At 58.4% G+C, this 24556-nt stretch carries 21 protein-coding genes; 13 read left to right on the top strand and 8 right to left on the bottom strand.

From position 1 onward, the window contains the following. Positions 1 to 7: 7 nt before the first annotated feature. On the bottom strand, positions 8 to 1591 hold the full coding sequence (locus tag RISK_RS17880) for an alkaline phosphatase D family protein (RefSeq protein ID WP_047815697.1): 1584 nt from the start codon (positions 1589 to 1591) through the stop codon (positions 8 to 10). A 420-nt stretch (positions 1592 to 2011) separates the two neighbouring features. Here RISK_RS17880 and RISK_RS17885 point away from each other — a divergent pair, with 420 nt between their 5' ends. The 3 genes from RISK_RS17885 to RISK_RS17895 all read left to right on the top strand — a co-directional run bounded on the left by RISK_RS17885 (position 2012) and on the right by RISK_RS17895 (position 5495). Beyond that, complete coding sequence (locus RISK_RS17885; protein WP_047815698.1) at positions 2012 to 3448, top strand: alkaline phosphatase PhoX; 1437 nt, start codon at positions 2012 to 2014, stop codon at positions 3446 to 3448. 549 nt (positions 3449 to 3997) lie between these two features. Continuing rightward, on the top strand, positions 3998 to 5047 hold the full coding sequence (locus tag RISK_RS17890) for a DUF1559 domain-containing protein (RefSeq protein ID WP_047815720.1): 1050 nt from the start codon (positions 3998 to 4000) through the stop codon (positions 5045 to 5047). Between the two features lie 19 nt (positions 5048 to 5066). Then, on the top strand, positions 5067 to 5495 hold the full coding sequence (locus RISK_RS17895; RefSeq protein WP_236696414.1) for a hypothetical protein: 429 nt from the start codon (positions 5067 to 5069) through the stop codon (positions 5493 to 5495). A 47-nt stretch (positions 5496 to 5542) separates the two neighbouring features. Here RISK_RS17895 and RISK_RS17900 read toward each other — a convergent pair whose 3' ends face one another. Then, positions 5543 to 6505 carry a hypothetical protein gene (locus RISK_RS17900; protein WP_047815722.1) on the bottom strand — a complete coding sequence of 321 codons (963 nt, stop codon included), beginning with the start codon at positions 6503 to 6505 and terminating at the stop codon, positions 5543 to 5545. Positions 6506 to 6512: 7 nt separating this feature from the next. Beyond that, on the bottom strand, positions 6513 to 7451 hold the full coding sequence (locus RISK_RS17905) for a hypothetical protein (protein ID WP_047815699.1): 939 nt from the start codon (positions 7449 to 7451) through the stop codon (positions 6513 to 6515). Positions 7452 to 7937: 486 nt separating this feature from the next. Between RISK_RS17905 and RISK_RS17910 the strand changes: the two genes are divergently transcribed. Then, a complete protein-coding gene (locus RISK_RS17910; protein WP_047815700.1) occupies positions 7938 to 10292 on the top strand; it encodes a hybrid sensor histidine kinase/response regulator in 2355 nt (784 codons plus the stop codon). Between the two features lie 39 nt (positions 10293 to 10331). On the opposite strand, the gene RISK_RS17915 is transcribed toward RISK_RS17910, so the two are convergent. The 5 genes from RISK_RS17915 to RISK_RS17935 form a co-directional block, all read right to left on the bottom strand. Beyond that, entirely contained in the window at positions 10332 to 11081 is a 750-nt protein-coding gene (locus RISK_RS17915; protein ID WP_047815701.1) for an MIP/aquaporin family protein, read from the bottom strand. 61 nt (positions 11082 to 11142) lie between these two features. After that, positions 11143 to 11898: an SDR family NAD(P)-dependent oxidoreductase gene (locus RISK_RS17920; RefSeq protein WP_047815702.1), complete on the bottom strand. Its 756-nt coding sequence runs from the start codon at positions 11896 to 11898 to the stop codon at positions 11143 to 11145. Between the two features lie 54 nt (positions 11899 to 11952). Further along, positions 11953 to 13083 (bottom strand): Mrp/NBP35 family ATP-binding protein, encoded by a 1131-nt coding sequence (locus RISK_RS17925; RefSeq protein ID WP_047815703.1) that lies wholly within the window; start codon positions 13081 to 13083, stop codon positions 11953 to 11955. Between the two features lie 39 nt (positions 13084 to 13122). Beyond that, positions 13123 to 14460 carry a hypothetical protein gene (locus RISK_RS17930; protein WP_047815704.1) on the bottom strand — a complete coding sequence of 446 codons (1338 nt, stop codon included), beginning with the start codon at positions 14458 to 14460 and terminating at the stop codon, positions 13123 to 13125. Positions 14461 to 14711: 251 nt separating this feature from the next. Continuing rightward, complete coding sequence (locus RISK_RS17935; protein WP_047815705.1) at positions 14712 to 14915, bottom strand: hypothetical protein; 204 nt, start codon at positions 14913 to 14915, stop codon at positions 14712 to 14714. 352 nt (positions 14916 to 15267) lie between these two features. On the opposite strand from RISK_RS17935, the gene RISK_RS17940 reads away from it, so the two are divergent. The 9 genes from RISK_RS17940 (at position 15268) to RISK_RS17980 (ending at position 24420) form a co-directional block, all read left to right on the top strand. Next, positions 15268 to 16641 (top strand): prolipoprotein diacylglyceryl transferase, encoded by a 1374-nt coding sequence (locus RISK_RS17940; protein ID WP_047815706.1) that lies wholly within the window; start codon positions 15268 to 15270, stop codon positions 16639 to 16641. Further along, the gene (locus RISK_RS17945) at positions 16638 to 17636 is read left to right on the top strand and encodes a 2-hydroxyacid dehydrogenase (RefSeq protein WP_047815707.1); all 999 of its coding nucleotides are present in this window, start codon (positions 16638 to 16640) and stop codon (positions 17634 to 17636) included. The genes RISK_RS17940 and RISK_RS17945 overlap by 4 nt, the downstream gene beginning before the upstream one ends. Further along, on the top strand, positions 17633 to 18388 hold the full coding sequence (locus RISK_RS17950; RefSeq protein WP_047815708.1) for a methyltransferase domain-containing protein: 756 nt from the start codon (positions 17633 to 17635) through the stop codon (positions 18386 to 18388). The genes RISK_RS17945 and RISK_RS17950 overlap by 4 nt, the downstream gene beginning before the upstream one ends. Further along, a complete protein-coding gene (locus RISK_RS17955; RefSeq protein ID WP_236696415.1) occupies positions 18331 to 19716 on the top strand; it encodes an NAD(P)/FAD-dependent oxidoreductase in 1386 nt (461 codons plus the stop codon). The genes RISK_RS17950 and RISK_RS17955 overlap by 58 nt, the downstream gene beginning before the upstream one ends. After that, positions 19713 to 20819 (top strand): type III polyketide synthase, encoded by a 1107-nt coding sequence (locus RISK_RS17960; protein ID WP_047815710.1) that lies wholly within the window; start codon positions 19713 to 19715, stop codon positions 20817 to 20819. The genes RISK_RS17955 and RISK_RS17960 overlap by 4 nt, the downstream gene beginning before the upstream one ends. An 83-nt stretch (positions 20820 to 20902) precedes the next feature. After that, entirely contained in the window at positions 20903 to 21766 is an 864-nt protein-coding gene (locus RISK_RS17965) for a fumarylacetoacetate hydrolase family protein (protein WP_047815711.1), read from the top strand. A gap of 28 nt (positions 21767 to 21794) precedes the next feature. Then, complete coding sequence (locus tag RISK_RS17970; RefSeq protein WP_236696416.1) at positions 21795 to 22703, top strand: hypothetical protein; 909 nt, start codon at positions 21795 to 21797, stop codon at positions 22701 to 22703. Continuing rightward, entirely contained in the window at positions 22640 to 23452 is an 813-nt protein-coding gene (locus RISK_RS17975; protein WP_236696417.1) for a class I SAM-dependent methyltransferase, read from the top strand. Before RISK_RS17970 ends, RISK_RS17975 begins: the two co-directional genes overlap by 64 nt. A gap of 185 nt (positions 23453 to 23637) precedes the next feature. Continuing rightward, positions 23638 to 24420, top strand: coding sequence for a hypothetical protein (locus tag RISK_RS17980; RefSeq protein WP_236696418.1), 783 nt, complete (start codon positions 23638 to 23640; stop codon positions 24418 to 24420). Positions 24421 to 24556 lie beyond the last annotated feature (136 nt).

Raw genomic sequence — 24556 nt, forward strand, 5'->3', positions numbered from 1 at the left:
CGAACGATCAGGCTTGATTCAGTTTGGGGGAACCCGATTCGACGACAAAGGAATTGCGGACGAACGTTTTGCCGTCTGGTTTCAGCACATCGTCCACGACCATGTAGTCGGACGTCCAGCTGTCGGGAGTGACGTCGCAGCGGATGTAGCCACGTTCGGCATTGTGCCATTTGACACAAGCGTTTTCTGCCAGCACCGCGTCCACGTTCTTGGGTTTGTCAGGGCCGTTGCCGCCACTGGAAAGCGAGGTGGCAACGAACTCGGTGGCGACGAGTCCTTGTTCCGTTTGTCGATCGTCGACGCGAAGTTCGTTGGCCCAGTTGGAATGAATGTCGCCGGTCAGGACGACGGGATTGCTGACTTGTCGGTCACGAATGTACCGCAGCAATTCCATTCGTTCGTGGGCGTAACCAGGCCATTGGTCCATCGAGAACTGATGATTGTCTGGATCGCCTGAGCGATTGACCATGCCCATCATGACTTGTTGTGCCAGCACATTCCAAGTCGCGTTGGAGCGGATCAAGTTGCGGGACAACCAACCGCGTTGTTTGGTTCCCAGCATCGACTGCGTTGGATCCAGTGCGGCTTCATTCAGTGGGCTCTTGCGATCGTCATTGGGTTGGTCGGATCGGTACTGCCGGGTGTCCAGGATCGAGAAATCGGCCAGTCGTCCGAACTGAGCCGAGCGATACAAACGCATGTCGCTGCCACGAGGAATCTGGCGCAGTCGAAGCGGCATCATTTCGTAGTACGCTTGGTATGCGTTGGCTCGCCGCGAAAGAAAGGAGGGTGAGTCGACGCCGGCCTGCTCTGAAACATCGCAAGCACAGTTGTTGTCAAACTCGTGATCATCCCAGGTCACCCACCAAGGGCACTGGGCGTGCATGTTCTGCAGCAAAGGGTCGGATCGGTATTGAGCGTGCCGCACGCGGTAGTCGCCCAACGACATGATTTCGGATCCATGGTGCGTGCGGACTTTCCCGTTGCGACCAGCTTCGTATTCATAGATGTAGTCGCCCAGGTGAAAGACCAAGTCGACATCGTCGTCCGCCATTTGTTCATAGGCAGTGAAGAGGCCTTGTTCGTAGTTTTGACAGGAGGTCACGGCGAAGCGGACCTTGTCAGGGAGTTGGTGCGGCAGTGGCATCGTGCGGGTGCGAGCGATGGGGCTTTCGGCGTCGCCACATCGGAACCGATACCAGTACCACCGATCGGGTTCAAGTTGGTTCAGTTCGACATGAACGGAGTGGCCAAGTTGAGGTGTTGCCAGTTGAGTGCCGGATGCAACGACGTTTCGCATCGTGTCATCGGTGGCAACTTCCCAGGTCACTTCCACCACTTGAGCGGGCATGCCGCCATCAGGCAGCAAGGGTGAAGGGGCCAGGCGAGTCCATAGCACCATGCCGCGGTGATCGGGGTCGCCGGAGGCAACGCCCAGGCTGAACGGGTCATTGGAAAATGAAACCTTGGCATCCGCCCAGGCGTGCTGGGTCGAGATCACAAACGCGGGAAGGGCACTGGAGAAAGCGAGGAAGCGTCGGCGATTCCAAGCGGCGTCAGAGACGCGAGCGGCGGCGGAAGGTCGTGGCATGAGTGGCTGTGGGGGAAGGAGGGTGCGGCGAAACGAATGTCAACAGGCAATGCGTTGGCCGCGGGGCGGGGACGTTCCTTGGTTTGTTCCCGCGGTCTCGAGCGACCATTTCGCGGGAAGTGTATCGATCGCTCATTTTGAACCAATGCGATCGCGTCTTGCCTGCTCGGATTTCAAGAAATCTTCACAACTTCTTGGGGCGGTCTCTCCGGCGGAGCCAACCATGTGAACATACCGTGAAATTTCGTCGTCTCTGAGGAACTGCGAGAGGCGGTGCGACCCAAATGGGATACTCTGTCGCGAACGCAGGGGAGCGGTGAGCAGGTGTTCTCAGGCGTCTTTCATTCCCGTTCAATTCAACGGATCACTGGGGCGTTTTTCGCTCTGGATGGTCCTCTCTTGGTAGGAGCGACTCTTCTGATGACCGATCGCAATCGACGGCAATTTCTAAGTGATAACTTTTCCGCTTTGGGTTCTTTTGGCGTGACCGCTGCGATCGCGGGATTGGGCCAAGGCGTGGTTCAGGGTGGGCAAGCGGATGCCGCCGCCTCGAGCTTGCGACCGACGGCGGATGAAACCACTGGTTTGGAGCTGCTGCGACTGCCAGAGGGTTTTCGGTATCGCACCTTCGGTTGGACGGGGGACATCATGAGCGATGGAACGCCGACCCCTCACGCTCACGATGGCATGGGGGTGATTGCCAGCGAGGGAGATGTGTTGAGGATTTGTCGGAACCATGAGGTCAGCGATGACGGTCGCGCGATCGCCTTTCAAGCCGGGAAGGCGTACGATCGCCGAGCTCAAGCCGGTTGCACCGAGTTGCGATTCGACAGCGCGAAAGGGGAGTGGTTGGACAGTCGCGTCGTGTTCTCGGGAACCAGTCGCAACTGTGCCGGCGGAGTCACGCCCTGGGGAACGTGGCTGACCGCCGAAGAAACTGTCCTGGGGCCCAAGGACGCCGATCACTACAAAGACGACAAAGTTCGCACGTTCGAAAAGACCCACGGCTGGGTTTTCGAAGTGGGGCACACCGATTCCGACGGCAACCCGGTTCCGTTGAAAGACATGGGACGCTTCGTTCATGAAGCGGTCGCGATCGACCGAAACAGCGGGATTGTGTATCTCACCGAAGACCGTTCTACCTCGGGCTTCTATCGGTTCTTGCCCAACACGCCCGAGAAGTTGGCTGACGGCGGACGCTTGGAAATGGCCGAGATCGTCGGCCAAGCCGATTTGCGGGGCGGCTTCCAGGACGGTGTCGAGTTTGACGTGCGTTGGCACTTGATCGACGATCCGACTTTGGCACACAGTCCCGAGTCATTGAAGAACGTTTCCAAAGAAGGCGAGGTGGGAGACGAACTGGGCGTCTTCAAGCAAGGGCAATCCCAAGGCGGATCGACGTTCTCTCGATTGGAAGGGTGCTGGTTTGGCAACGGCGTGGTTTACTTTGATGCGACCAGTGGTGGGGCCGCCAAAGCCGGGCAGATCTGGCAGTTCGATCCTGAGAAGCAAACCTTGAAGTTGTTGTTTGAATCACCGAGCAAGCCGACGCTCAATATGCCTGACAATCTGTGCGTCAGTCCCCAGGGTGGGTTGGTGTTGTGCGAAGACAATGACTACGGAGCGAACGAATACCCGCAGCGTGCGTTCACTCTGTCGCAAGACGGGAAGTTGAAGTTGCTGGCAGAGAACAACGTTCAGCTCCAGGGAGAAAAGAACGGCTTTCAAGGTGATTTTCGCACCAAAGAGTGGGCCGGAGCAACCTTCAGCCCCGATGGGAAATGGTTGTTCATCAACCTTCAAAGCCCGGGCATCACGTGCGCGATCACGGGGCCTTGGAAAGACGCTTTCGCCTAACGATCGGTGGTCATGCTCAACTCCGTTTTGAGGTGGAACGGTACTGGATGAAGCAACGAATCCTCTGGCCCGATTGCACCTCAGGGACTCGTTGCTTTGTCTGCCAATCGAAAGCCGAGCTGCGGCGGAATGCTAAGCAGGTACGCAGGAATGAACGGGGGCAATCTCGTGAGCCGTTTGGGCGTTGGCCCCGGTTGTGCGTGGGAACCGTGGCTAACGCCAGGCGGCTCACATACCCGATGACACCTGCGTACCTGCTTAGTGTTGTGCAATCTCTCCTATCGCATCAACCAGGTTTTCTGAGAGGCCGCTCGGGGTTTGAGAGGTGAATTTCACGCCTATTGGCACTCCAGGGGCCCCTGGACGGTGTATTCTCCAGTCTCTGTTTGGTTTTTGCATTTGGCAGTGTGGAGGCAGAATAGATTGGTTCTTAGGGCACGCGTGGCGGTGTGGTCCTGGAGAACCCTCGGGTGATCGGCAGTGGACATCGGCACAGAACCGATGTGCCGGCACGTTGCAATCGGCGAGAGAAGCACAGAGCGAGTGGCGATGAGACGAAAGACACGGAACAGTGGCAGCACGGAAGGCGAGATCAATCTGATTTCGCCTTGGGGGCCCCGGACTGGTTTCACGTTGGTGGAACTGTTGGTGGTCATCGCGATCATCGGGATGTTGGTGGGGTTGTTGCTGCCCGCCGTCCAGGCCGCTCGCGAGGCGGCACGGCGAACTGATTGCAGCAACCGATCCCGGCAGCTCGCCCTTGCGATTCACAACTATCATTCCGCGTACCGCAAGTTGCCGCGAGCGTGGTGGTTGGAAACGCCGCCGAAGGCATTCAACGGTGGCAACTGGATGATGGCGATTTTGCCCCAGTTGGAGCAGCAAGGTTTGGACGACCGGATCGATCGCAGCATTTTGCCGGTCGATCAACTCAGTCCCAGCAACGTGGCTGCTCTGCAGACTCCGATGTCGATTTTTGTGTGCCCTTCGACGCCCGGCGGCATTGAATCTCGACGTTACCTGTTCGATTCAAGTCCGGCCGGGCTGCCCTTCACGGCAACCAATTTGGCGGCCGCGGATTTCACTCCGACCACCGGTGTGCGTGGCACGTACGCGAACTTTGCTTACGGCGCGAGCTTGAGTGGTGGCCGCGAAGGGGCGCTGCAGGTTGTGAGTCCGATTTTCGGTGGGGACCAGGACGGTCGATTTGCCGACATCTTGGATGGCTTGTCCCACACGACCTTGTTCGGAGAACGCACCGGCGGCAATGTGGTTTACAGTGCTGGTCGCGAAGATCCAGTTGCCACTGCCGCTTTGATCGGGGTGGAAGGTGGCGGTTGGGGGGATCTGCTGAACGGTGAGCACTGGTTGCAAGGTTCCTTGCGAAGTGGCCTGAGTTGGCCGCCGGTTGGCGGACCCTGTGCGATCAATTGCACGAATGCCCGCGGGTTTGGTTTTCATAGTTTTCATGTGGGAGGTTGCCACTTTGCATTCGCCGATGGCTCGATTCGTTTCATCAACACCAGCATCGAACCGCGGGTGTTTTCCTCGCACGTCACGCGGCGTGGACGGGAAGCGATCGCGGACGATGGGATCTAGTCTGTTGGGAAAACGAAGGATGGCGATGGAGAGAGCGGGTCACCGATGGGGTTTGTTTCTGCTGCTCGGGTTGCTGGGCGGATGTGGTGGCAACCAGCCCGATGACGGGATGGTCCCGGTCAGCGGTGTGCTGGAAGTGGACGGCCAACCCGCCGTGGGAGTCGTGGTTGAATTGCATCCGCCATCGAAGGCACCGGCACTCGCCAGGGGCATCACATCAGAAGGTGGTCGCTTTGAAATCAGCACGCTGACACAGGGCGATGGTGTGAAGCCGGGGGCGTATGATGTGACGTTCGTTTGGAGTGAATTCAACATTGTCACCCGTTCGCAAGAAGGCGATCGGTTGAACGGGCTGTACGCGAAGCCGGACCAGTCACCGATTCACTGGACGGTTCCCGACAAGGATTCTTGGGACGCTGGCACCATTCAGTTGGCCAGTAAAAAATAGCTTTTCCTTGAGCAGACACTCCGTGGCTTGGTCACTGGGACGCTTGGTCACTGGGACGCTGCGATCACGATCAGGAATAGCAGCGCGACCACGACGGCGGCGCCAATCGTGAGTGCAATTTTGGCGGTGGAGTAGGGGGCGGTTCCCGTCAGGTGCTTGGCATTTTGTCCGCTGATCACGACTCGGTAGAGCTGGTCGTGATAGCGATAAGCCAGCACGTAGGCGGGCAACGACAATCGTCGTGTGGTGAGCCCTTTGACAACGGTCTCCACGTGAACATTGCGAAATCGCGAGCCGGGGATCTGCGTGTTCTCGACATGCTGTTGGGCCATCAGTCGCAAGGCGTCGCGAACTTGCCGGCGGGCTTGCGACCGTTGGACGTCAAATTGTTCTCGGGTGACGCCGTCCTCCAGGTTGGGGGTTGCTCGAGCGGTTCTCAGGTCCAGTCCTTGGCTGACCGCGACCGCTTCGGATTGTGAGAGACCGCGCGACGCGGACACGAGGATGTTTTGAAACACCACGTCTGTTTGTCCCGAATGGGGTGCCCAGCTTGATCGTCGCGAATTGGCGTTGGAGTCAGCGGCCCAGCTGATTTTGCACTCCGTGTCGAAGACCCAGGCGACCCAGTACAGCGGATGCAAGTCATCGATGTGCGAAGCAGAAATCAAGTCGCTTGGTCGGAACCAACCCAGTGAGCCAAGCCATTGTCGGAGTGCCCGCTGGGCGTCATCGGGAGTCAGAATGAATGGCAGGTAGGCTTCGGTTTGTTCCATCGGATCGACGATGGTTTCAATCTCGACGATCCCATCGCAGAACGAACATCGCAATGCTTGATGGTCCGGATCAAAGGCGACCGCCGCCCCGCATCCTTTGCATCGCAAAATTTTGGCGACCGTTTGCTGCCTCGCCGATTCATTGGGAGGTGACGATTGGCCACAGATTGAGCACCGCAGGTCACCATGTTCGAGTGGTGTGTTGCAGCGAGAGCAGAGGGAAATGATTTCGGGCATCGTCAACTCACTGCATGGCGAAAAGAAGCACGATGAACGCGATGAACAACAGCACCGCACCGATCACCAACGCAACTTTGGTGGTCGAGGTGGGGACATTGCCAGCCACACGACCGGTTTGTCCGTTGACCAAGATTTGGACCGGAGGTTGCTCCTCGTCGTAGCGAACTGCAAAGCACCAGATCGGCAGCAACGTCAAGTCGATCACTTCACGGGAGAGCTGAGTGCGATGTTCCAGGTTGCGATGGGAGTCACCTGGTAGGAAGTGTTTGAGTTGTGCACCGACTTTGGCAATCGTTTCGCCGTGCGCCAATTGAAAGCAGGTGGCTTGGTCTTTGGAGGGAAGTTCCGCCAGCCACCCTGTGATGATGGATGGCGAGTATCGTCGAAGGGCTCGCAAGTCGAACGGTTCGATGGCCTCGAGCGAATCATTGTTGGTGCCTTGGGAGGCGGTGACAATCACATCCAAGACGTAGCACGAGTGGTGCCCTGCGAGGCTTCGCCATTCCGTTTTGGTGACGGTTCGAGTCCTGGTGACTCGATTTCCTTTCGAGTCAGTGGTCGTGTAGGTTTCCGTTTCGGTGTAGTTCTCGCCGATGCTGGCCGAGTACTGGGTGTCCGCAACGGCGCCGTACAGGTAGGCGGGCAAATAAACGCCCCGGGTGCAGTCCGGTGCGGCACGTTTGAAGTCGGACCGAGCGAACCAATGAGCTCGGTTCAGCCATTGTTTGACCAATTCGGTCGCTCGTTCTTGATCGACAACGAAGCCGATGGCGAAGGTCGGGATAGGGCGATTCGCCGACGGAGGCCGTTGGATCACGGATGGCGAGGCGCAATACGGACAAATCGTCGCCAGCATGCCGGACAGACCCGTCAACGCCGCACCACACGACTGGCAGGCAATCTCTAGCTGTTCGGGCTCGGTCGTCACTTCCGCAGCGGGCATTCTGGGTGGGCTCGGTTTTCTTTCCAAGAGGCGTGGAATGGGCGATCAACTTCGGGCGGGCATTGGTTCAGGCCCCTTTTTCGGGGGCAGGGGGCGCCGGGTGGTTGGTTTCAACAGGAGGATTTCTTCAAGTGTGCCTCGTATTCTTTCGAAGTGGCGCACATTCGGTGGTGGATCGTCGACAATCGCAGTGAGAGAATACACTCAAAACCGGATGGGAATGAGGGCTTCGATCGCCTTTGCCTTCGGCTCGATCCAGCAGCGCGATTGACCAAACAGAGAGGATGGATTTCAATTTCAATCTGACAAAGGTGTCAATCGGTGTGAGTTCCACTGGATGGGGAGCGGCGGGATTTCATAGCTTCTGGGGAACAGGCGGCACGCCCATTCGTTCTTGCGAACCGGTTCCGCATCAAGTGGTGACATTGTGCATCGTGGCCCGTCATCGTGACGCGAGCCCATTTCCAAACGTTCTTTCACTCGAGGATGGAAGCACGAGTGAACTCAACGGCGACGACCGAGAATCAACGCAGTCTCACTCGCAGCCTCGTCAATCCGTTGGCGGTGGCGGTGGTCATCATCGTGTTGATCATCAGTGGTGTCATTGCGTTTCACAACATTCGCGAACTTCAGGAAACACGGCTCAAAGTCGGTTTGACGTTGAAGGTGCTGGCATCGTTGGCAGAGATCGAAGGCGCTGTGATGGACGCCGAACGCGGCCAGCGGGACTACTTGATCACCGGCGATTCCCGGCATTTGGACCCGTTCAGTGAAGCCGTCAAACGCACCCAGCAGGGGCTGCGCCAATTTGAAGAGCTGACCGAAGATCACGCGGTTCAGCGAGCCAAGTTTGATGAACTGCGGCCGTTGGTCGAAGAACGCATTCGGCATCTCAACGCGGTTTTGAAGGTCCGAGCAGAAGAAGGCCCGGAGGCCGCTCGGAATGCCGTCATCGAGAATTCGCGATGGAACTTGATGGGGGACATCGAGAAGCTGGCAATCTCGATGCGAAAAATCGAAGAGGATCTGCTGGTCGTTCGCGAAGCGATGGCGACGCGAGCTTATCGCAGTGGGATCGTGACATCGGTGTCCTCCACGCTGATCGGTTTGATCTTGGTTGGCAGCGTGCTGTATTTGTTGGAACGCAACCGCCGCAAAGCGGAGCGGGATGCGCTGATGTTGAACGCGACTCGAGAGCGAGTGCAGTTGGCACTCGACGCTGCAGAAATGGGGGCCTGGAACATCGATCCCACGACCCACACGCTGCGAACAGATGAACGGTACCGCCGAATTCATGGGGTCGAGCACAAGGAGATGACGCTCGAAGATTCGTTAAAACGAATTCATCCAGATGACCGGGCGAGGGTTCGGCAAGCGGTGCGAGCTTCGATGTCACCCTTGGACCCTTCGCCGTATTCGGTGGAGTACCGCGTGGTGCACAAAGACGGGTCGATTCGGTGGGTGTCGGGGAAGGGAATCGCTCGAGGCACCAAACGCCGTGGCAAACCTGTTCTGACCAGTTTCGATGGCACGGTGGCGGACGTGACGGAACGCAAACGCCAAGAGGAACGCCTGCAACGCAGCGAGCAAATTGCGCTGGCGGCCAATCAATCCAAGAGCGAATTTCTGGCGAACATGAGTCACGAGATTCGGACCCCGATGGCTGCGATTCTGGGGTACGCGGATGTGTTGCTGGGCCACTTGGAAGACCCTGACAATCGGAACTGTGTGATGATCATGAAACGCAACGGGGAGCACCTGTTGTCGTTGATCAATGACATTCTGGATTTGTCACGCATCGAGGCTGGCAAGCTCAGCGTGGATGCCGAGCAGGTTCCTCTGCCACGTTTGGTGGGTGACATCCAGTCTCTGATGCAGGTCCGTGCGGACGAGAAAAACGTTGACTTCCAAGTCGAGTTCGAGGGCCGCGTGCCGCAGTCCATCGATACGGACCCGACTCGATTGCGGCAAGTGTTGATCAACTTGATTGGCAATGCCATCAAGTTCACAGATGAAGGCAGCGTGCGTTTGAAAGTTCGCTTCGTGAAAGGTGCGGATCCGCCGGTGATTGAATTTTCAATTGTCGACACGGGCATTGGCATCAGCAAGGAGCAGCAGAACCGGTTGTTCAAACCGTTTTCGCAGGGCGACGCCTCGGTGACGCGAAAGTATGGCGGCAGTGGATTGGGGCTGGCCATCAGCCAGCGATTGATCGAGATGATGGAGGGGGAAATGTCACTGGACAGCGAACTGGGCGAAGGTTCGACGTTCTATGTGCGATTGCCGGTTCATTCCCTGGAAGGCATCGAGTTGGTCAAGCCGGATTTGGTCAAGCAGCCTCCTCGTCCAGAGGAGGTGTTCGCCGAAACACCGATCTTGAAGTGCCGGGTGTTGGTGGTCGACGATCGACGGGACGTCCGTCACATCAGCCAACACTTTCTGGAAAAGGCGGGTGCGAAGGTCGCCACCGCGGAAGACGGTCAACTAGGTTTCGACGCTGCCATTCAGGCTCGTGATGCCGGCGATCCGTTCGATTTGATCGTGATGGACATGCAGATGCCCAAGGTGGATGGGCTGCAGGCGACGGCGCTGTTGCGGTCCGCTGGCATTGATTGGCCAATCATTGCTTTGACCGCGGATGCAATGAAAGGCGACCGCGATCGGTGCCTCAATGGTGGTTGCGACGACTACCTGTCCAAGCCCATCGACCATGTCCAATTGGTCAACATGGTGGCCAGCTACACGCATGACATGGATGTCAACGAATTGGTGGAGCGTCGCCATCTGCGAGCGAATCAATTGCAAGAAAAGATCGAACGCGAAGGCAGGTTGCGACGTTGAACAAGTGAGCCGGAATGGCTCTCTCTGGCCGTTTTTAGCTTATAAAAACGAGTTGACCAGGACGGCCAAGGCAGCACCGGTGAGCGGACCCAGCACGGGAACCCAGGCGTACTGCCAATCGCTGCCTTGTTTTCCATTGATGGGTAGCAAGGCGTGGATCAATCGCGGGCCAAGGTCCCTGGCTGGATTGATCGCGTAACCGGTTGGTCCTCCCAGTGACAGTCCAATGCCAAACACGAGCAAGCCAACGGGCAACAACCCAATCGATCCGAGGCCTAGCATGGGAGCGTTCTCAGCCGGTTCTGCCCCGGCACTGAAGCCCGGGTCCACCAACAAGAAAATGGGCAGGATCAGAGCGAACGTTCCAATCATTTCGCAGACAAACGCTTGGGGGAGATTGCGAATGTTCGGAGCCGTGCTGAAGCAGGCCAGCATCCCATCCGGATCGTCGGACGCCTGGCGAAAATGTTCGCGGTAGAACACATAAACCAGCAACGCGCCAGCCATCCCACCCAGCATTTGGGCGCCGATGTACCCGCCGCTGTCGACCAGACTGAACCCTTCGTCCGCCAAGTACATTGCGAGTGTGACCGCGGGATTCAGATGAGCCCCACTGAATTCATTGGCACAGAATGCTCCGATGAAAACAGCGATCCCCCAGCCTGCAGCGATCACGATCCAGCCCCCATCATTCCCTTTCGTTTGGGGGAGAACGACGTTCGCAACCACGCCATTTCCAAACAAGACGAGGAACATCGTCCCGATAAACTCTGCCACATACGGATGCATGGATCCACCTTTCTACGATTTGATAATGTCGGGCGAGATGCTGGGATTCGGCGAATGAGTTTCAGCCGAGTGTTTGGCCGCCGTCGACAGGCAGCAATTGGCCGGTCGTCATGCTGGTTCCCGTTGCAAAGAACAGGACTGCGTCGGCGATGTCTTCTGGCTGAGAAGCTTTGGGCAACGGGTAGTCCGCGACCATTGCCTCCAGGTCCCAGTCGGGATTGCCTTGCCGAATCCAGCGGCTATCGATCGGACCGGGACAAACGGCGTTGACGCGAATTTCGGGGGCGAGGGCTCGTGCCAGAGATTTGGTCAGCGTGTTCAGGCCACCCTTGCTGGCACAGTAAGCGATCGAGGACCCTGAACCGGTGATTCCTGCGACCGAGCTGACGTTGACGACGGAGCCACCCTCGCCTTCGCGAAGCAGATCTGCGGCGGCACGCGTGACAAAGAATGGCCCTTTCAAATTCACGCCGAGAATGCGGTCCCACATCGGTTCCGTGAGCGTTTCCAATTGGGCGTGTTCAATGAACTCGGTTGTGGCCGCGTTGTTGATCAAGCAATCCAGGCGACCGAACGTTTCGCGAATTTGATCGATCATCTCGCGAACGTCTTGGTCGACCGAAACGTCGCAGCGAACCAACATGGATTTCACGCCCAGGGCTTCCACGTCGGCAGCGGTTTGCTTGGCTTCGGTTTCACTGCGAGAGTAATTGATCACGACGTCGTGCCCTTGTCGGGCCAGTCCGATCGCACAGGCTCGACCCACACCAGTGGCGGCGCCGGTGACCAGAGCGACGGGGCGTGATTGGGAAGGCATCGAGGACTCGGTGGGAACGGAAGAAAGCGAACTGGATCAAGCGACTTGCTGAACTCACAGTGTTGGGAGCGAGGCCTTGGGCGGCGCCGAAGCGGCTTTCGCAGCCAGATTTCGGACCAAGGATCGAGCGACTTGATCAAACGGGGCGCGGGCACGGTGGTCGGTGGCGATGACCTCCGCCAATTTGCCTGCGTCGCCCGCTTCGCGAAGCGTGATGTCGATTGGCAACCCGCCCAAGTAGGGAACACTGAGTTGTTCGGCTTTGTCGCGTGCCCCGCCACGACCGAAGATGTCGTAGGTCTTGCCGCAATCCGGGCAAGTGAAGCCGCTCATGTTTTCAACCATGCCCGCGATCGGAATGTTGACCTTGCGGAACATGCTGATGGCTTTGACGGCATCCAGCAAAGCGACTTCTTGTGGCGTGCAAACCACAACCGCTCCGGTGATCGGAATCGCTTGGGAGAGCGTCAAGGCGATGTCGCCGGTGCCCGGTGGCATGTCGATGACCAGGTAATCCAGTTCGCCCCAGGATGTGTCTCGAAGGAATTGTTGGATCGAACCGTGCAGCATCGGGCCACGCCAGATCACGGCTTGATCGGGTTCCAGCAAGAATCCCATCGACATCACCGGCATGGCGCCAACTGTTTCAGGTGGGACTCCTGATTCGCCGTTGGGACCGAGGCGAATCGGTTCGATCTTTTTGTCCTCGGAGATCGCCGGTCGTCCTGACAATCCCAGCAGGTGTGGGACGCTGGGGCCGTACACGTCGGCGTCCATCAGGCCAACGGTTGCCCCCAAGCGACGAAGCGTCAGTGCAAGTGAGGTTGCCACGGTGCTCTTGCCGACGCCGCCCTTGCCGCTGCCGACCAGGATCACGCTTTTGGCTTTCAAGCCAACCTGGCCCAAACGAGCCGGCGGGCGAGCATGCACAGGTGTTTGCACCTCGATGGTTTTGCCCGGTGCGACGGTCAGGGCCAGATCGCGAATCGTGTCCGCGATTTCGTCGGCGATCGGTTGGCAGTGGGACGTGATCCCGACGGACAGCTTGATCGTGTCGCCGTCCAGCGTGATTTCACCCAATTGCCCGGTGCTTTGGATCGGCCGGCCGGTTTCTGGATCCGGGTGTTGGCCGATTCGTTCGCGAAGGGAGGCGATCAGGGCGTCGGGTTCGACGGGAGTCGTCATTTCAAAAACCAGGGGCGATCAAGATCAAAGAAAGCGGTGTCACGAGTTGGCATCCAGCAATTCGCCGATGTCCAGCAGGTGAACTTGGCGTCCGCCTTCGTTCTGGTCAACCGCGTGCGGGCTGTCGATGGCAACGGTTCGGCCATCGGGGCTGCATCTTGGGTGTGTATCACAACGCCATTCGCCGGTGTAGCGTTTGGGCGACGGGAAATGGCCCAGGTCAAACCGGCGGTTGCTGGGGACGTGGTACAGATAGACCGTTTGGCGTCGGGAACGATCGGGATAGGTGTCGTTGAGAATCCAGTCCCCGTGGTCGCCCGCCAAGTAGGTGTTGTGCCCATTGCTGGGCATTTTGTCAGCCCCCACCGGGCGAACGACGTCGGTCTGGTCGTCAAAAACATAGAAGCCGTTGGGTTGGCCGGCGGGACGAGTCCACATCGTCACAGCGTCATCGCCTTTCCAGATGAAGTGCGAGGTGTATCCGGAAGGGTCCAGCACATGCAGGTCGGATCCGTCCATGTTGGCGGTCAGCATGCGCGTCACGAAACCGCCTTTGTACTGCAGTGTCGCCGGATCGAACTCGGGACGATATCGATGCAGCACGATGAAACGTGTGCCGGAGGGATTGATCAGAAGGTGGTTGAAGTAGTGCCAAGCGTCGGCGTGTTTGTCGCCGTCCGGCCACGGCAATTGAGCGACTTGGGCCAGCGACAGGATCAGTTCGCTGCGACCGGTTTGCAAATCGACCCGCCACACGCCGGATTCCTCGGGGGCACGCTGGTCGACATGTGGATCAGCCAGGCCGGAGTAACCGTATCCCGGACGGAGGTTGTTGATCCGCCGGAAATCGGCGGACAAACCGGTCCGGCCGTCTTGGCTGATCGTGTAAATCGGGCGATCGATGGTTCGGGTTTTTCCTGAATCCAAGTCATGGAGACGGCACACGAAGCGGTCGCCATCTTGGTCGTTCCAAAGCACTCGCTTGCCGTCTTGGCCGACGAACTGCAGCATGCATCCTTGTTGCCATCCCCAAGCTTGGCTGGTGCCCAGCGGGGTCCATTGGTCGTCGTTGGCCGTGTCAACGTAGCCCACACCAATGCGATCCTCGGCGTTGGGGCTGCGGCCTTCGAAGTCGATTTCATTGGACAACACAAAGCGGCCCGTGGGATCGAACTCTTGTTTGTCGTAGTACCCGAACCAGTGGAACTTGGGCCCGTGGGTGATCGTGCGGGTGGGCACGAGCGTTTCCAGGGGCCCTGTTTCGCTCGCCGATTCTTTTGCGAACGCAAAGGGGGACGAGTTCGCCAAGAGAGCAGAACCCGCGGCCAGGTTGGTGGCCAGAAACTGACGGCGGTGCAGGGGGGACGATGGGCGCATCGAGGAGACTCCAGGGGAAAGGAGGGAGGGGAGCTGGGGCGGGAATCGGAGGGCAGGAGGTGGGTGGGCCTAGGGAACGGCCCAGCAGTTTAATGCATTGGCTGTGCCCATCGGGGGAGGGAGGGCAACAGGACACGCCGAATCGATCGCCGGCGGCACAGAGGCAGGGCGGGGTGCGTTCCGAAAAACGTGCGGTCGAGCAGGGGGACCGGGAGAAACGCGGCGATCGAGAATTGCCGCCGAGGCGTCCGCTAACGCTGTTCGCGATAGGTGGTGAAGCTGAGAAAAGCCAGCAATCCAGCGAAAATGACGAACCCGAAGTTCATCAACATGCTGGCCGACCCGAGGGGAGCCATGTCGCTCATTCCAGCCAGCCCCAGAAGCAAATCGGCTCCGAACAGCACCAGCAGCAGGATGGACGCCACAAGGCTGATTAGACAAAGAGCCTTGGGCATGGACGGGAACCTCAATCGATGTCGGAGAATCAGGGTGCAGTTCGGTCGGGACGGGGCCCGGTTCAGGCGAGCGAGACAGCTCGCGAGGCAAGGATAACAAACTCGCCTTCTAGGTTTGGCCGTCAGTATAGTTCGATGAAAAGAAAATACCCAAGTTCACGCGATTTCGCCATTTCCTCATCGCAGTTCGGTCGGGTTGGACCGCTCGCAGCAGTTGTCGGGACCCAATCCGCCTATCGTTTCAAGCGGATCGATGCGACGATAAAGGCATCTGCCACGGGAATTTGTTGTGGCGAGCGCGGTGCGAATTACGCACGCATTTGATGGATAGACCCTCTTTCGACAGGCAACCATGCGTCGGACGCTGTTATTGTTCCCACATGAATTCGCGGGCTGGCCCCTTTTTGGGGTGGGTTGGGCGTTGTTTTTTTTGGTGATCGCCGTGTTGGCCTTTGTGGGCTGGGAATCTCGTCGCGGTGGCGTGGGGGCAGTCGCCGCCATTCGCCAAATCGCTGGCTTTGCCCTGATGGCGGCGGTGATCTTGGTTTTCGTGGTTCCGCGAACGGAGCTGGTCAACTCGCTGGGCGAACCGGTCGGGGTGGCGGTCCGCGGGTACGGGATGTTCCTGATGCTGGCGGCGATCGCGTCGGTGGGCTTGGCTGCCTGGCGGGCGGAGCGTGCCGGATTGGGGGCAGATTCGATTTTGCAGCTGGCCCCCTGGACCTTCATCGGTGGCTTGCTCGGAGCCCGGATTTTCTATGTCACGCAGTACTTCGAAGATTTTCTGCGGCCGACCTGGACGGAAACGCTGCTGTCGATGGCGGCGCTGAATCAGGGCGGTTTGGTCGTCTATGGCGGCTTCATCGGTGGGTTCATCGCTTCGTTGATCGCGTTGAAACGGCACGGGACACCGATCTGGCGAATCGGCGATGTGATCATCCCCTGCATCTTTGTGGGGTTGTTGTTTGGCCGCTTGGGGTGCCTGATGAACGGGTGCTGCTACGGGGGCGCGTGTGAATCCGGGCCATTGGCGGTTCGGTTCCCGGCTGGATCCCAGGTTCACGCGGAGCAACTGTTGTCGGGCGAGTTGTTGGGAATCCAAGGGCGACCGATCTCATCCGAAGATGAAGTCCCGCCCGGTCAGTCGCGATTGATCGTGGATGCGGTGCGTCCCGATTCTTTGGCCAGCCAAGCAGGAATTGAAGCCGGGCAAACGTTGAGGATTGCTTTGGACAGTTCTTACCGAGACCAGGTGCCGCTGGACCGGCCGGTGGAAGAAGCCCTGCCCGGGGTGTTTGTGCTGGAAAGTGACGAAGTTTTGGCGAGATTTTCGCCGCAGGATCTGCCGGCGATTGCGGAGCCCGTTTGGGGCACGCAAATTATCAGTTCTGTTTTTGCAGCCATCATGTTCGTCGTATTGCTGATCGTGGAACGAATCCTGCACCGAGCACCCAAGCGAACCAGTGACGCCGCGACTGAGCGAGCAATCTCAGGAGGGAGTCGGCCGGGAGTGCTGATGCTGATTGGTTTCATCGCCTATGGCGTGTTGCGAATCGTGTTGGAATGGATTCGCGTCGATGAGAAAGGTCAGTTTGGAACCTCGTTGTCGATCTCTCAGTGGGTCAGTTTGATGGTCATTGCGGCCAGTTTGATCGCTCTGTTCATTCGCTGGCGAGGTGTGGCTGGAAACGAGAATGGACCCATGGAAAACGAGAACGATTCATGAAGATCGCCTGTTTCAGCACCAAGCCTTACGACGAGAAATTTTTGTCGGCGGCGGCGGAAAACTTCAGTCATGAAATGGTGTTCTTGGAACACCGCTTGGACGCTTCCACCGTGGTCTTGGTGGATGGCTGTGACGCCGTTTGCGCATTCGTCAACGACACACTCGATGCGTCCGTTCTGGAGAAGCTCAGCGAGTTTGGGATTGGCTTGCTGGCGATGCGGTGTGCTGGCATCAACAACGTGGATTTGGATGCTGCGGCGAAATTCGGAGTCCGAGTCGTGCGGGTCCCTCGCTACTCGCCGTACGCGGTTGCGGAGCACACGGTGGGGCTGATTTTGACTTTGAATCGCAAGATTCACAAAGCTTACAACCGAGTGCGTGAGAACAACTTTTCCATTGACGGGTTCTTGGGGTTCGATCTGCACGGACGAACGTTCGGTGTGATTGGAACCGGTGCAATCGGTCGCGTTTTGGCGCGGATCATGAACGGGTTTGGGTGCCGGGTGTTGTTGTACGATCCCTACCCGAACGAAGAAGCCAAGCAGCTCGGCGAGTATGTTGCCTTGGAGCGTCTGCTGGCGGAGTCCGACTTGGTTTCGTTGCAGTGCCCGCTGACGCCGGAAACACACCATTTGATCAATGCGGATCGACTCAGCAAAATGAAACGTGGCGCGATGTTGGTCAACACATCACGTGGCGGTTTGGTGGACACCTCGGCGGCCATCGAAGGACTGAAATCCGGGCAATTGGGCGGGTTTGCATTGGATGTGTACGAAGAAGAATCCGGTGTGTTTTTCGAAGACCTTTCTCAGGAAGTCATGCAGGACGATGTGCTGTCACGATTGATGACGTTTCCCAATGTCTTGATCACTTCCCACCAGGCGTTCTTCACCCGGGAAGCTTTGGAAACGATCGCTCAAACCACACTTCAGAGCATCGATGCATTCAGTCGGGGTGAAGAATTGGTCAATGAGGTGGTTGCCACACCATCATGACTTCCGCACGTGTTCGCAGTGATGAATGGATGGACGATCCGGGGTTAGATCCTGAGCGTCATCGACAAGCTCTGGCTGGATTGGCTCGGTTGAACCGAATCAGTTTGGTTTCAAGGGTCTTTTATCCTCGGTTGGTCCGCTTGGCGGCCCAGCAGCCGCGGCGGCCTCTGCGGGTCTTGGATGTTGCCAGTGGCAGCGCTGATTTGCCGATCGATTGGCTGAGGCGAGCCAAACGTCAAGGCATTCGGATGGAAGTCACGTCGCTGGATCGCAGCGAGTACGCGATGGACGTGGCGTTGGAATCGGCCAAGGCTGCCGGCGTGACGTTGGGAACGGTCGTGCGAGATTGTTTGACCGATGGATTGCCGTCGGGGTTTGATGTCGTGACCAATTCGTTGTTCATGCACCATTTGGAAAACTACCAAGCGGTCCGATTGATCCAAGAGATGTGGCGTGTGAGCGAACGCTCGGTGTTGATCTGTGATTTGGATCGTTCGTCCGTCAATCTGGCCTTGGTTGCCGCCGCGTCTCGTTTGGTTTCGCGGAGTGATGTGGTTCACCACGATGCCACCGCCAGTGTTCGTGCCGCGTTCAGTCGTCCCGAGTTTTCGGCGCTGCTTCGACAAGCGATGGGGTACGACATTCCGGTCCGGATTTCTTTTCCGTGCCGTTACTTGGCAGTGATTGACCAGGCTTGCGTGGCAGAATTGGCGGGGAGATCGTCGCCGATTCTGTCGGGTGCCATTCCGTGACCGGGGACGACGAAACTCGGGACTTGGGAAAGGTCGCGATCATTGGCGCGGGCGTGGCGGGATCTGCCGCAGCCATTCGGTTTGCTCAGCGAGGTGCCCGGGTCACGTTGTTCGAAAAGTCGGTGTTCCCACGCGAAAAAGTTTGCGGGTGTTGCTTGGGAGCGGCGGGATTGGCGGCTTTGGATGCGATTGGCGTTGGTCAATCGGTTCGAGAACGCGGCGTTCCGACGAAGTTCTTCCAAGGTTTCTTTCAATCGTCTTCGTCGAAAGCGGCTTCCGCGGCAGAAATGAGTGCTTCACGACGGCCTGTGCCTGGTGTCTGCATCGGGTTCCGGGAAGGCGTTGCACTTTCGCGGGCGGAGTTGGACCAGCATCTGCTTCAGCTCGCCGTTCAGTCCGGCGTTGAGGTGCGTCAGCCTTGCGAGGCGACCATTGTCAGGGAGTCGCAGGAGCAGGTTTGGATCGAGACTGGTTCGGGTTCGCCGGAGACGTTTGATTTGGTGGTTGTGTCGTCGGGGCTGACGGGTCGGTTCCGGCAGCGTGATGCGGCGGATCTTCCGTGGGTTGAAACCCCCCATGGTCCGATGGGGATTTCCGCGCACATGAGCGAACGTGACGCCCAGCAAATGGGGTGGCAATTGGACCTCGGCGAGATCCAAATGCATTGTGGAGCAGAGGGTTACGTGGGGATCGTGCGGCTTCCTGGTGGTGCCTTGGATTTGGCGGCCGCGATTCATCCGAGAAGGAAATTGGCTTCCGACACGGGCGGGGGGCGGCAGGCCATTCAGTCGCAGGTGCTGTCTCTGTTGTTGGCCTCGGGGCGGTTCAATTCATCGCAATCCCAGCAACTGGAGCATTGGTTCTGCGAGGTCGCTGATTGGCAAACAACCCCGCCGCTGCGGCGAAAACGGGTGAGCGGACGGGGGCGAATCGTCGCGATTGGCGATGCGGCTGGGTACGTGGAACCGCTCACCGGCGAAGGAATGACCTGGGGAATTGAGAGCGGTTTGGCGGTGGCTGATTTGTGGGCTTTGTATCGGATGCCGCAGATGACGCCTAACGGTGGAGGCGATTTTGGTGCAAACTGGGACCTTCGAGCATTGAAGTTTCAAACCCGCCGTCGGCAATTGTGTCGCTGGGTCACCAGGATGGTTCGATACCGTCCGGTTCGCTGGTTCGCATGTCACGGTCTCCGACGTGCAGATTGGTTGGCGGTTCCTTTCACTCGTAGTCTCGCAAACGGCCCGCGTTTCGACACAACGTCCCCCATCCACCGCACCGCATCGAGCTTCGCGGACACTTCTCTTCGGACTCACGTCTCTTCATGACTGCCCAGATTCTTTCCATCGCGACGGCTCATCCGACAAATCAAGCCGACCTCGCGTTTTCGACCCACTGCGCACAAAGCATGTCGTGCGAGGACGAAACCCAAGCTCTCAAGCTGGCCAAACTCTATCGCCGAACCGGAGTCGACACACGCGGCAGTGTGCTGGTCGAAAAAGGTGATGCGGGCGAGCTGACCCAGTCGTTCTACCCGCCTTTGGCAGACGGTGCTGATCGTGGGCCCACCATGGCCACTCGCAACGAACGGTATGCGGCCGAAGCGCCCGTGCTCGCATGCCGAGCGGGACAAGCTGCTCTGGATGGCAGCGGCATCTCGCCGGACGACGTCACGCACGTGGTCACCGTCACTTGCACAGGGTTCACCGCGCCGGGAATCGATGTGCAGCTGATTGACCAGCTCGGCTTGCCAATCACAACCCAGCGAATCCAAGTTGGGTTCATGGGTTGCCATGGGTTGGTCAACGCTCTTCGTACCGCACGAGGGTTGGTCGCGGCCGACGCCGATGCGGTGGTCTTGATCGTTTGCATCGAGCTTTGCAGCCTGCACTATCAGTATGGTTACGACGCTCAGCGGATTGTGTCCGGGTCGTTGTTCGCCGATGGTTCCGCTGGGTTGATTGTTGCCGGGGACGATTGTCCTGAATCAAGCAGTGTCGATTCCCCGCTGGGCGAAATCGTCTCGGTGGGATCCTGCCTGATTCGCGACAGTCACGATGCCATGACGTGGCGGATTGGTGACAACGGATTCATCATGACACTCGAATCCAGTGTGCCCGGATTCATTGAAAAGAACCTGCGAGATTTCATCGTGCCTTGGCTGGCGAAATCGGGATTGGATTTGGATTCGATCGGCGGTTGGGCGGTGCATCCCGGCGGCGTGCGGATTTTGCAGTCGGTCGAAACCGCGTTGGAGTTGCCAGCGGACGCGCTGGACATTTCTCGGGAAGTGTTGCGGGAGCACGGCAACATGTCGTCAGCAACGCTCGGGTTTGTTCTGCAGAAGTTCCAGCAACGAAACGTGCCTGGTCCGTGGTTGATGCTGGGCTTTGGTCCCGGCCTTGAAATCGAAGTCGCCGTCATTCGCTGAGCGATTGCGACTGCTTCTCGGGGGAGCGTCACTTTTGGCCCGGAGGTCTTCTGACAGGGCCGGGCCGAGGGTATTCTGTTGGCATGAATATCACCAAATGCATTGATTCAGCCGGCCAAATTCGCGTTGCTTTGGTCGAAGACGGCAACCTGATCCCGCTTCAAACGACGGCGGAGCTTCCCACGTTGTCTGCGATTCTGGCGGCCGAGAATCCCAAGGCCGCGGCGGCGTCCTTGGCCCGCGATCAATCCATCGCGATCGATGATTCAACGCAGTGGTTGCCACCCATCGATCAGCAAGAAGTTTGGGCCGCCGGGGTGACTTACAAACGCAGTCAAACGGCACGGATGGAAGAGTCCGAAGCCGCCGCGTCGTGCTACGACCGGGTGTACAACGCGGATCGTCCAGAGATCTTTTTCAAGGCCACACCATCCCGCGTCAGCGGCCACCAACAACCGCTTCGCATTCGAACCGATGCCAAGTGGAATGTGCCGGAACCGGAGATCACATTGGTGCTCAGTCCCGCGTTGAAGATCGTTGGATTGACGGTCGGCAACGACATGAGCTCGCGGGACATCGAAGGGGAGAACCCGTTGTACCTGCCACAGGCGAAATGCTACGACCAATGCGCGGGGCTGGGTCCGTGGATCACGTTGATGGATGAGCTGCCCTCGGCCGATGCCATCACCGTGGACCTGAAGATCGTGCGCGATGGAGCCATCGTTTTTGATCAAGCGACGTCGGCGGCTGAGATGGCTCGCAAGTTTGACGATTTGGTTCAGTGGCTGGGACGTGACAACACGATGGCCGACGGAGCGTTCTTGATGACCGGAACCGGAATTGTTCCCACCAGTGATTTCACGCTGCTTCCCGATGACGTTGTGAACATCACGATCGGTGGTGTGGGCACGTTGTCCAATCGGATTGTTCAAGGTGCAGGATCCTGAGCCAAAGTCAACGCCAACAGCAGTGTTTGTGTCGCTTCAGCCAACGGTGACGCCTGCCGAGCGACTGCCGTTGGCCTGTTGGCTCAACGTGCTGTCGTTCGATGCGGTCTTGGTCGCGCTGCTCTGGCAGTTTGTTTTTATCCTGGCATTCTGTGGGCGAACGCCACTCTGGTACGAATCGTTTGTCTTGGCCTCGGTCGTGTGGCTGATCTACGTCGCCGACCGGTTGCTGGATGGGTCGCGATTGGATCTGTCGCGACCCCATCTGGTCCGCCACCGGATGCATCACCAACACGCGAGGGTTTGGATGCTGACTTGGGTGGCCGTTTTGTTGGCGGCCAGTGGGGTGGTCGTGGCCTGGATGGATACGGTCGTGATTCGGATGGGGCTGTTGGTTGCGACATCCGTGTTGGTGTATGGGGCTGGCGTGCATTTCTGGCCAGGACGCTCCACGGTCCGGCACGTTTTCGCGAAGGAAGTTCAGGTCGGTGTGATCTTTGCCGCCGGCGTCAGCTTGATCGCTTGGTTGGAGGCCCCCAGTGTTTCGTTGGGGGTGGCGTGTGCCGCGTCGGCACTGCTGTTCACTGCAAATTGCTGGGCGGTCGCGAAGCGAGAATCGGTGGCGGATCAAAATTACGATGCAGATCGCTCCAGAAGCTCACGGTGTGAGCTGGTGGCAACGTGGGGCGTGGCGGCGGTGGCGGGAGTCAGCGGGATCGTCGGTGGGTTGCCTTTGCTGATGGCGGTTTGTTTGCTGGGCAGTTCCATCGCGTTGCTTGCAACAACCTGTTGCTGGCGATGGAAGGGCAGGGGCCTCAGTGAATGGAGTCGCTGGTCGTCATCGGTCGATGTCCGACGACCTTGGTTTGATCGATGGGTGCCCATGGCCGATTGGTCGCTGATCGTTTTGCCAGTGATTTGCTGGGCAATTCTTTGAGCGACTCGGTGCGAGGTTATGACCGTCTGGCTCGGTGGTATTGGTTGCTGGAGAAACCGGTCTTCCGCAATGAGCTGCAACGGGCTCGCATGGCGTTGTTGTCGGAGTTGCCGCCGGTCGCTCGCATTCTGATGCTGGGCGAGGGGGACGGCCGTTTGTTGGCGGAGGTCTTGCGAACGCAGCCTCATGCTTTCGTCACCAGCGTCGAACAAAGCCCGGAGATGTTGCGGCTTCAACGAGAGCGAGTGCTTCAGTGGGGGGCCAGTGATCGAGTTCGTTTGGTAGGTCAGGACGCGACGGATTGGAGTGCGAAGGGGCAGACGTTCGCTTGCGTCATCACGCCGTTCTTCTTGGATTGTTTTCGCGAAGCGGAATTGCGTTGCCACCTGCCCAAGTGGTTGGCGTTGGTCGAACCGGGAGGTTGGTTTTATCACGTCGACTTCGTGCTGCCTTCCTCGGGTTGGCGGCGTCTGCGAGCGAAGTTTTGGAGCGGTGTGATGCATCGCTTCTTCGCCTGGCAGACCGGGCTCACGTCGCAGTCTTTGATCGCGGTGGAACCGTTCTTGGGCGTGGACAAGTGGAGCGTGCATCGAACTCAGGTGCTCAATCACGGGTTTCTGCAGGCTCGTCTGTATCGTCGATTGCCCAAGCAGGATGGGCAGGTGTCCTCGTGGTCTGTGACAGCTGAATCTTCGGGTAGCGAAACCCGTCAAGAGTTTCGACTGTCCCGTGATCTTCGAAAGTCTTGACGACTTTCGCTACGTCTCTATTCGATCTATCCGAAAATCAAGCTGCGGTCGACCACGAGCGCGGTTTGCAATGGCACTTGTCAGTTTGGGACGCAGCCCCGACGATACGCGACCGCCCGCAGGCGGCATGGGGTTCCTTTTCGCTTTCGAAACGCTTTGTTTTTGCCGAGAATCGGCGTGCTTTTATGAATGATTCCACCCTCGATCCTCCTGGTTCCATTGTTGTGATTGGCACCACGGAGTTGGGGATAGAAGCGGCTCTGTATGGTCGTTTCCTCGGGTACGATGTGACTTTGGTGGGCGGCGCGGACGCCTGGGCTGACCGTCCAAATGCCGGCGAACCGGCTCAGCGAATCGGTCCCACCTTTCGTGGGGATTGGTTCGGGCGGCATTGGTTGGATGGGCGTGAGCTGGCGGAATGCTGGGACCTTCCGTCTCCGATGTTGCCGGATCGAAGTCTGTCGCCGTTGGCTTTCAATGCGATCGCGGCGCAGCGTGGTGATGAGATTCCCGCTGCCTTGCCGGTGACGATTGGCGAGTGGATCCAGGACGGGTTGCTCGCGGTGACCCGGTCCGATTTGCTGCGAGGTCGGGTGTGGCCCAACGTGATGGTGACAGCGGTCGAAACCGTGGACGTTGTGGTCGAGCCCGATGAAGAAGCGGACGCTGACGATGAATCGGAGGTTTCCATCCCGCCGGACTACCGGTTGCAGTATCAGAATCTTGCCGGTGCCGATGACAACGCACCCGAATCACAGCAATGCGAATGTGTGATTGTGGCTGGGTTGCCGGAGGAGGCACGCGGGTTTGCCAAGCCTGACTCTGATGAGTATTGGTTTGAACTCGCCGGTGCAGAGACCAGCGACGCGGAAGAAATGTTGCGGGAAGGCCAACGCCAAATCGCAGCGATCTATGCGCAGTTGATGGGACGTGAAGAGTTGGACTTGTATCGTCCGCTTCGCGGTTGATCGATCGCAAAATGCCGCTGTGATCGACGCGAGTCGCGTGGTGCGGCCGTTGATTTACAGAGCCGTTTCGGCGTTGGCCTGGGCTGCCCGATCTTCGGCGTTGGCGGCTTCTTGGGGACGTCTGTTTTGTTCCGAC

Origin of the sequence: Rhodopirellula islandica, from assembly GCF_001027925.1 — a bacterium.
GTDB lineage: Bacteria > Planctomycetota > Planctomycetia > Pirellulales > Pirellulaceae > Rhodopirellula > Rhodopirellula islandica.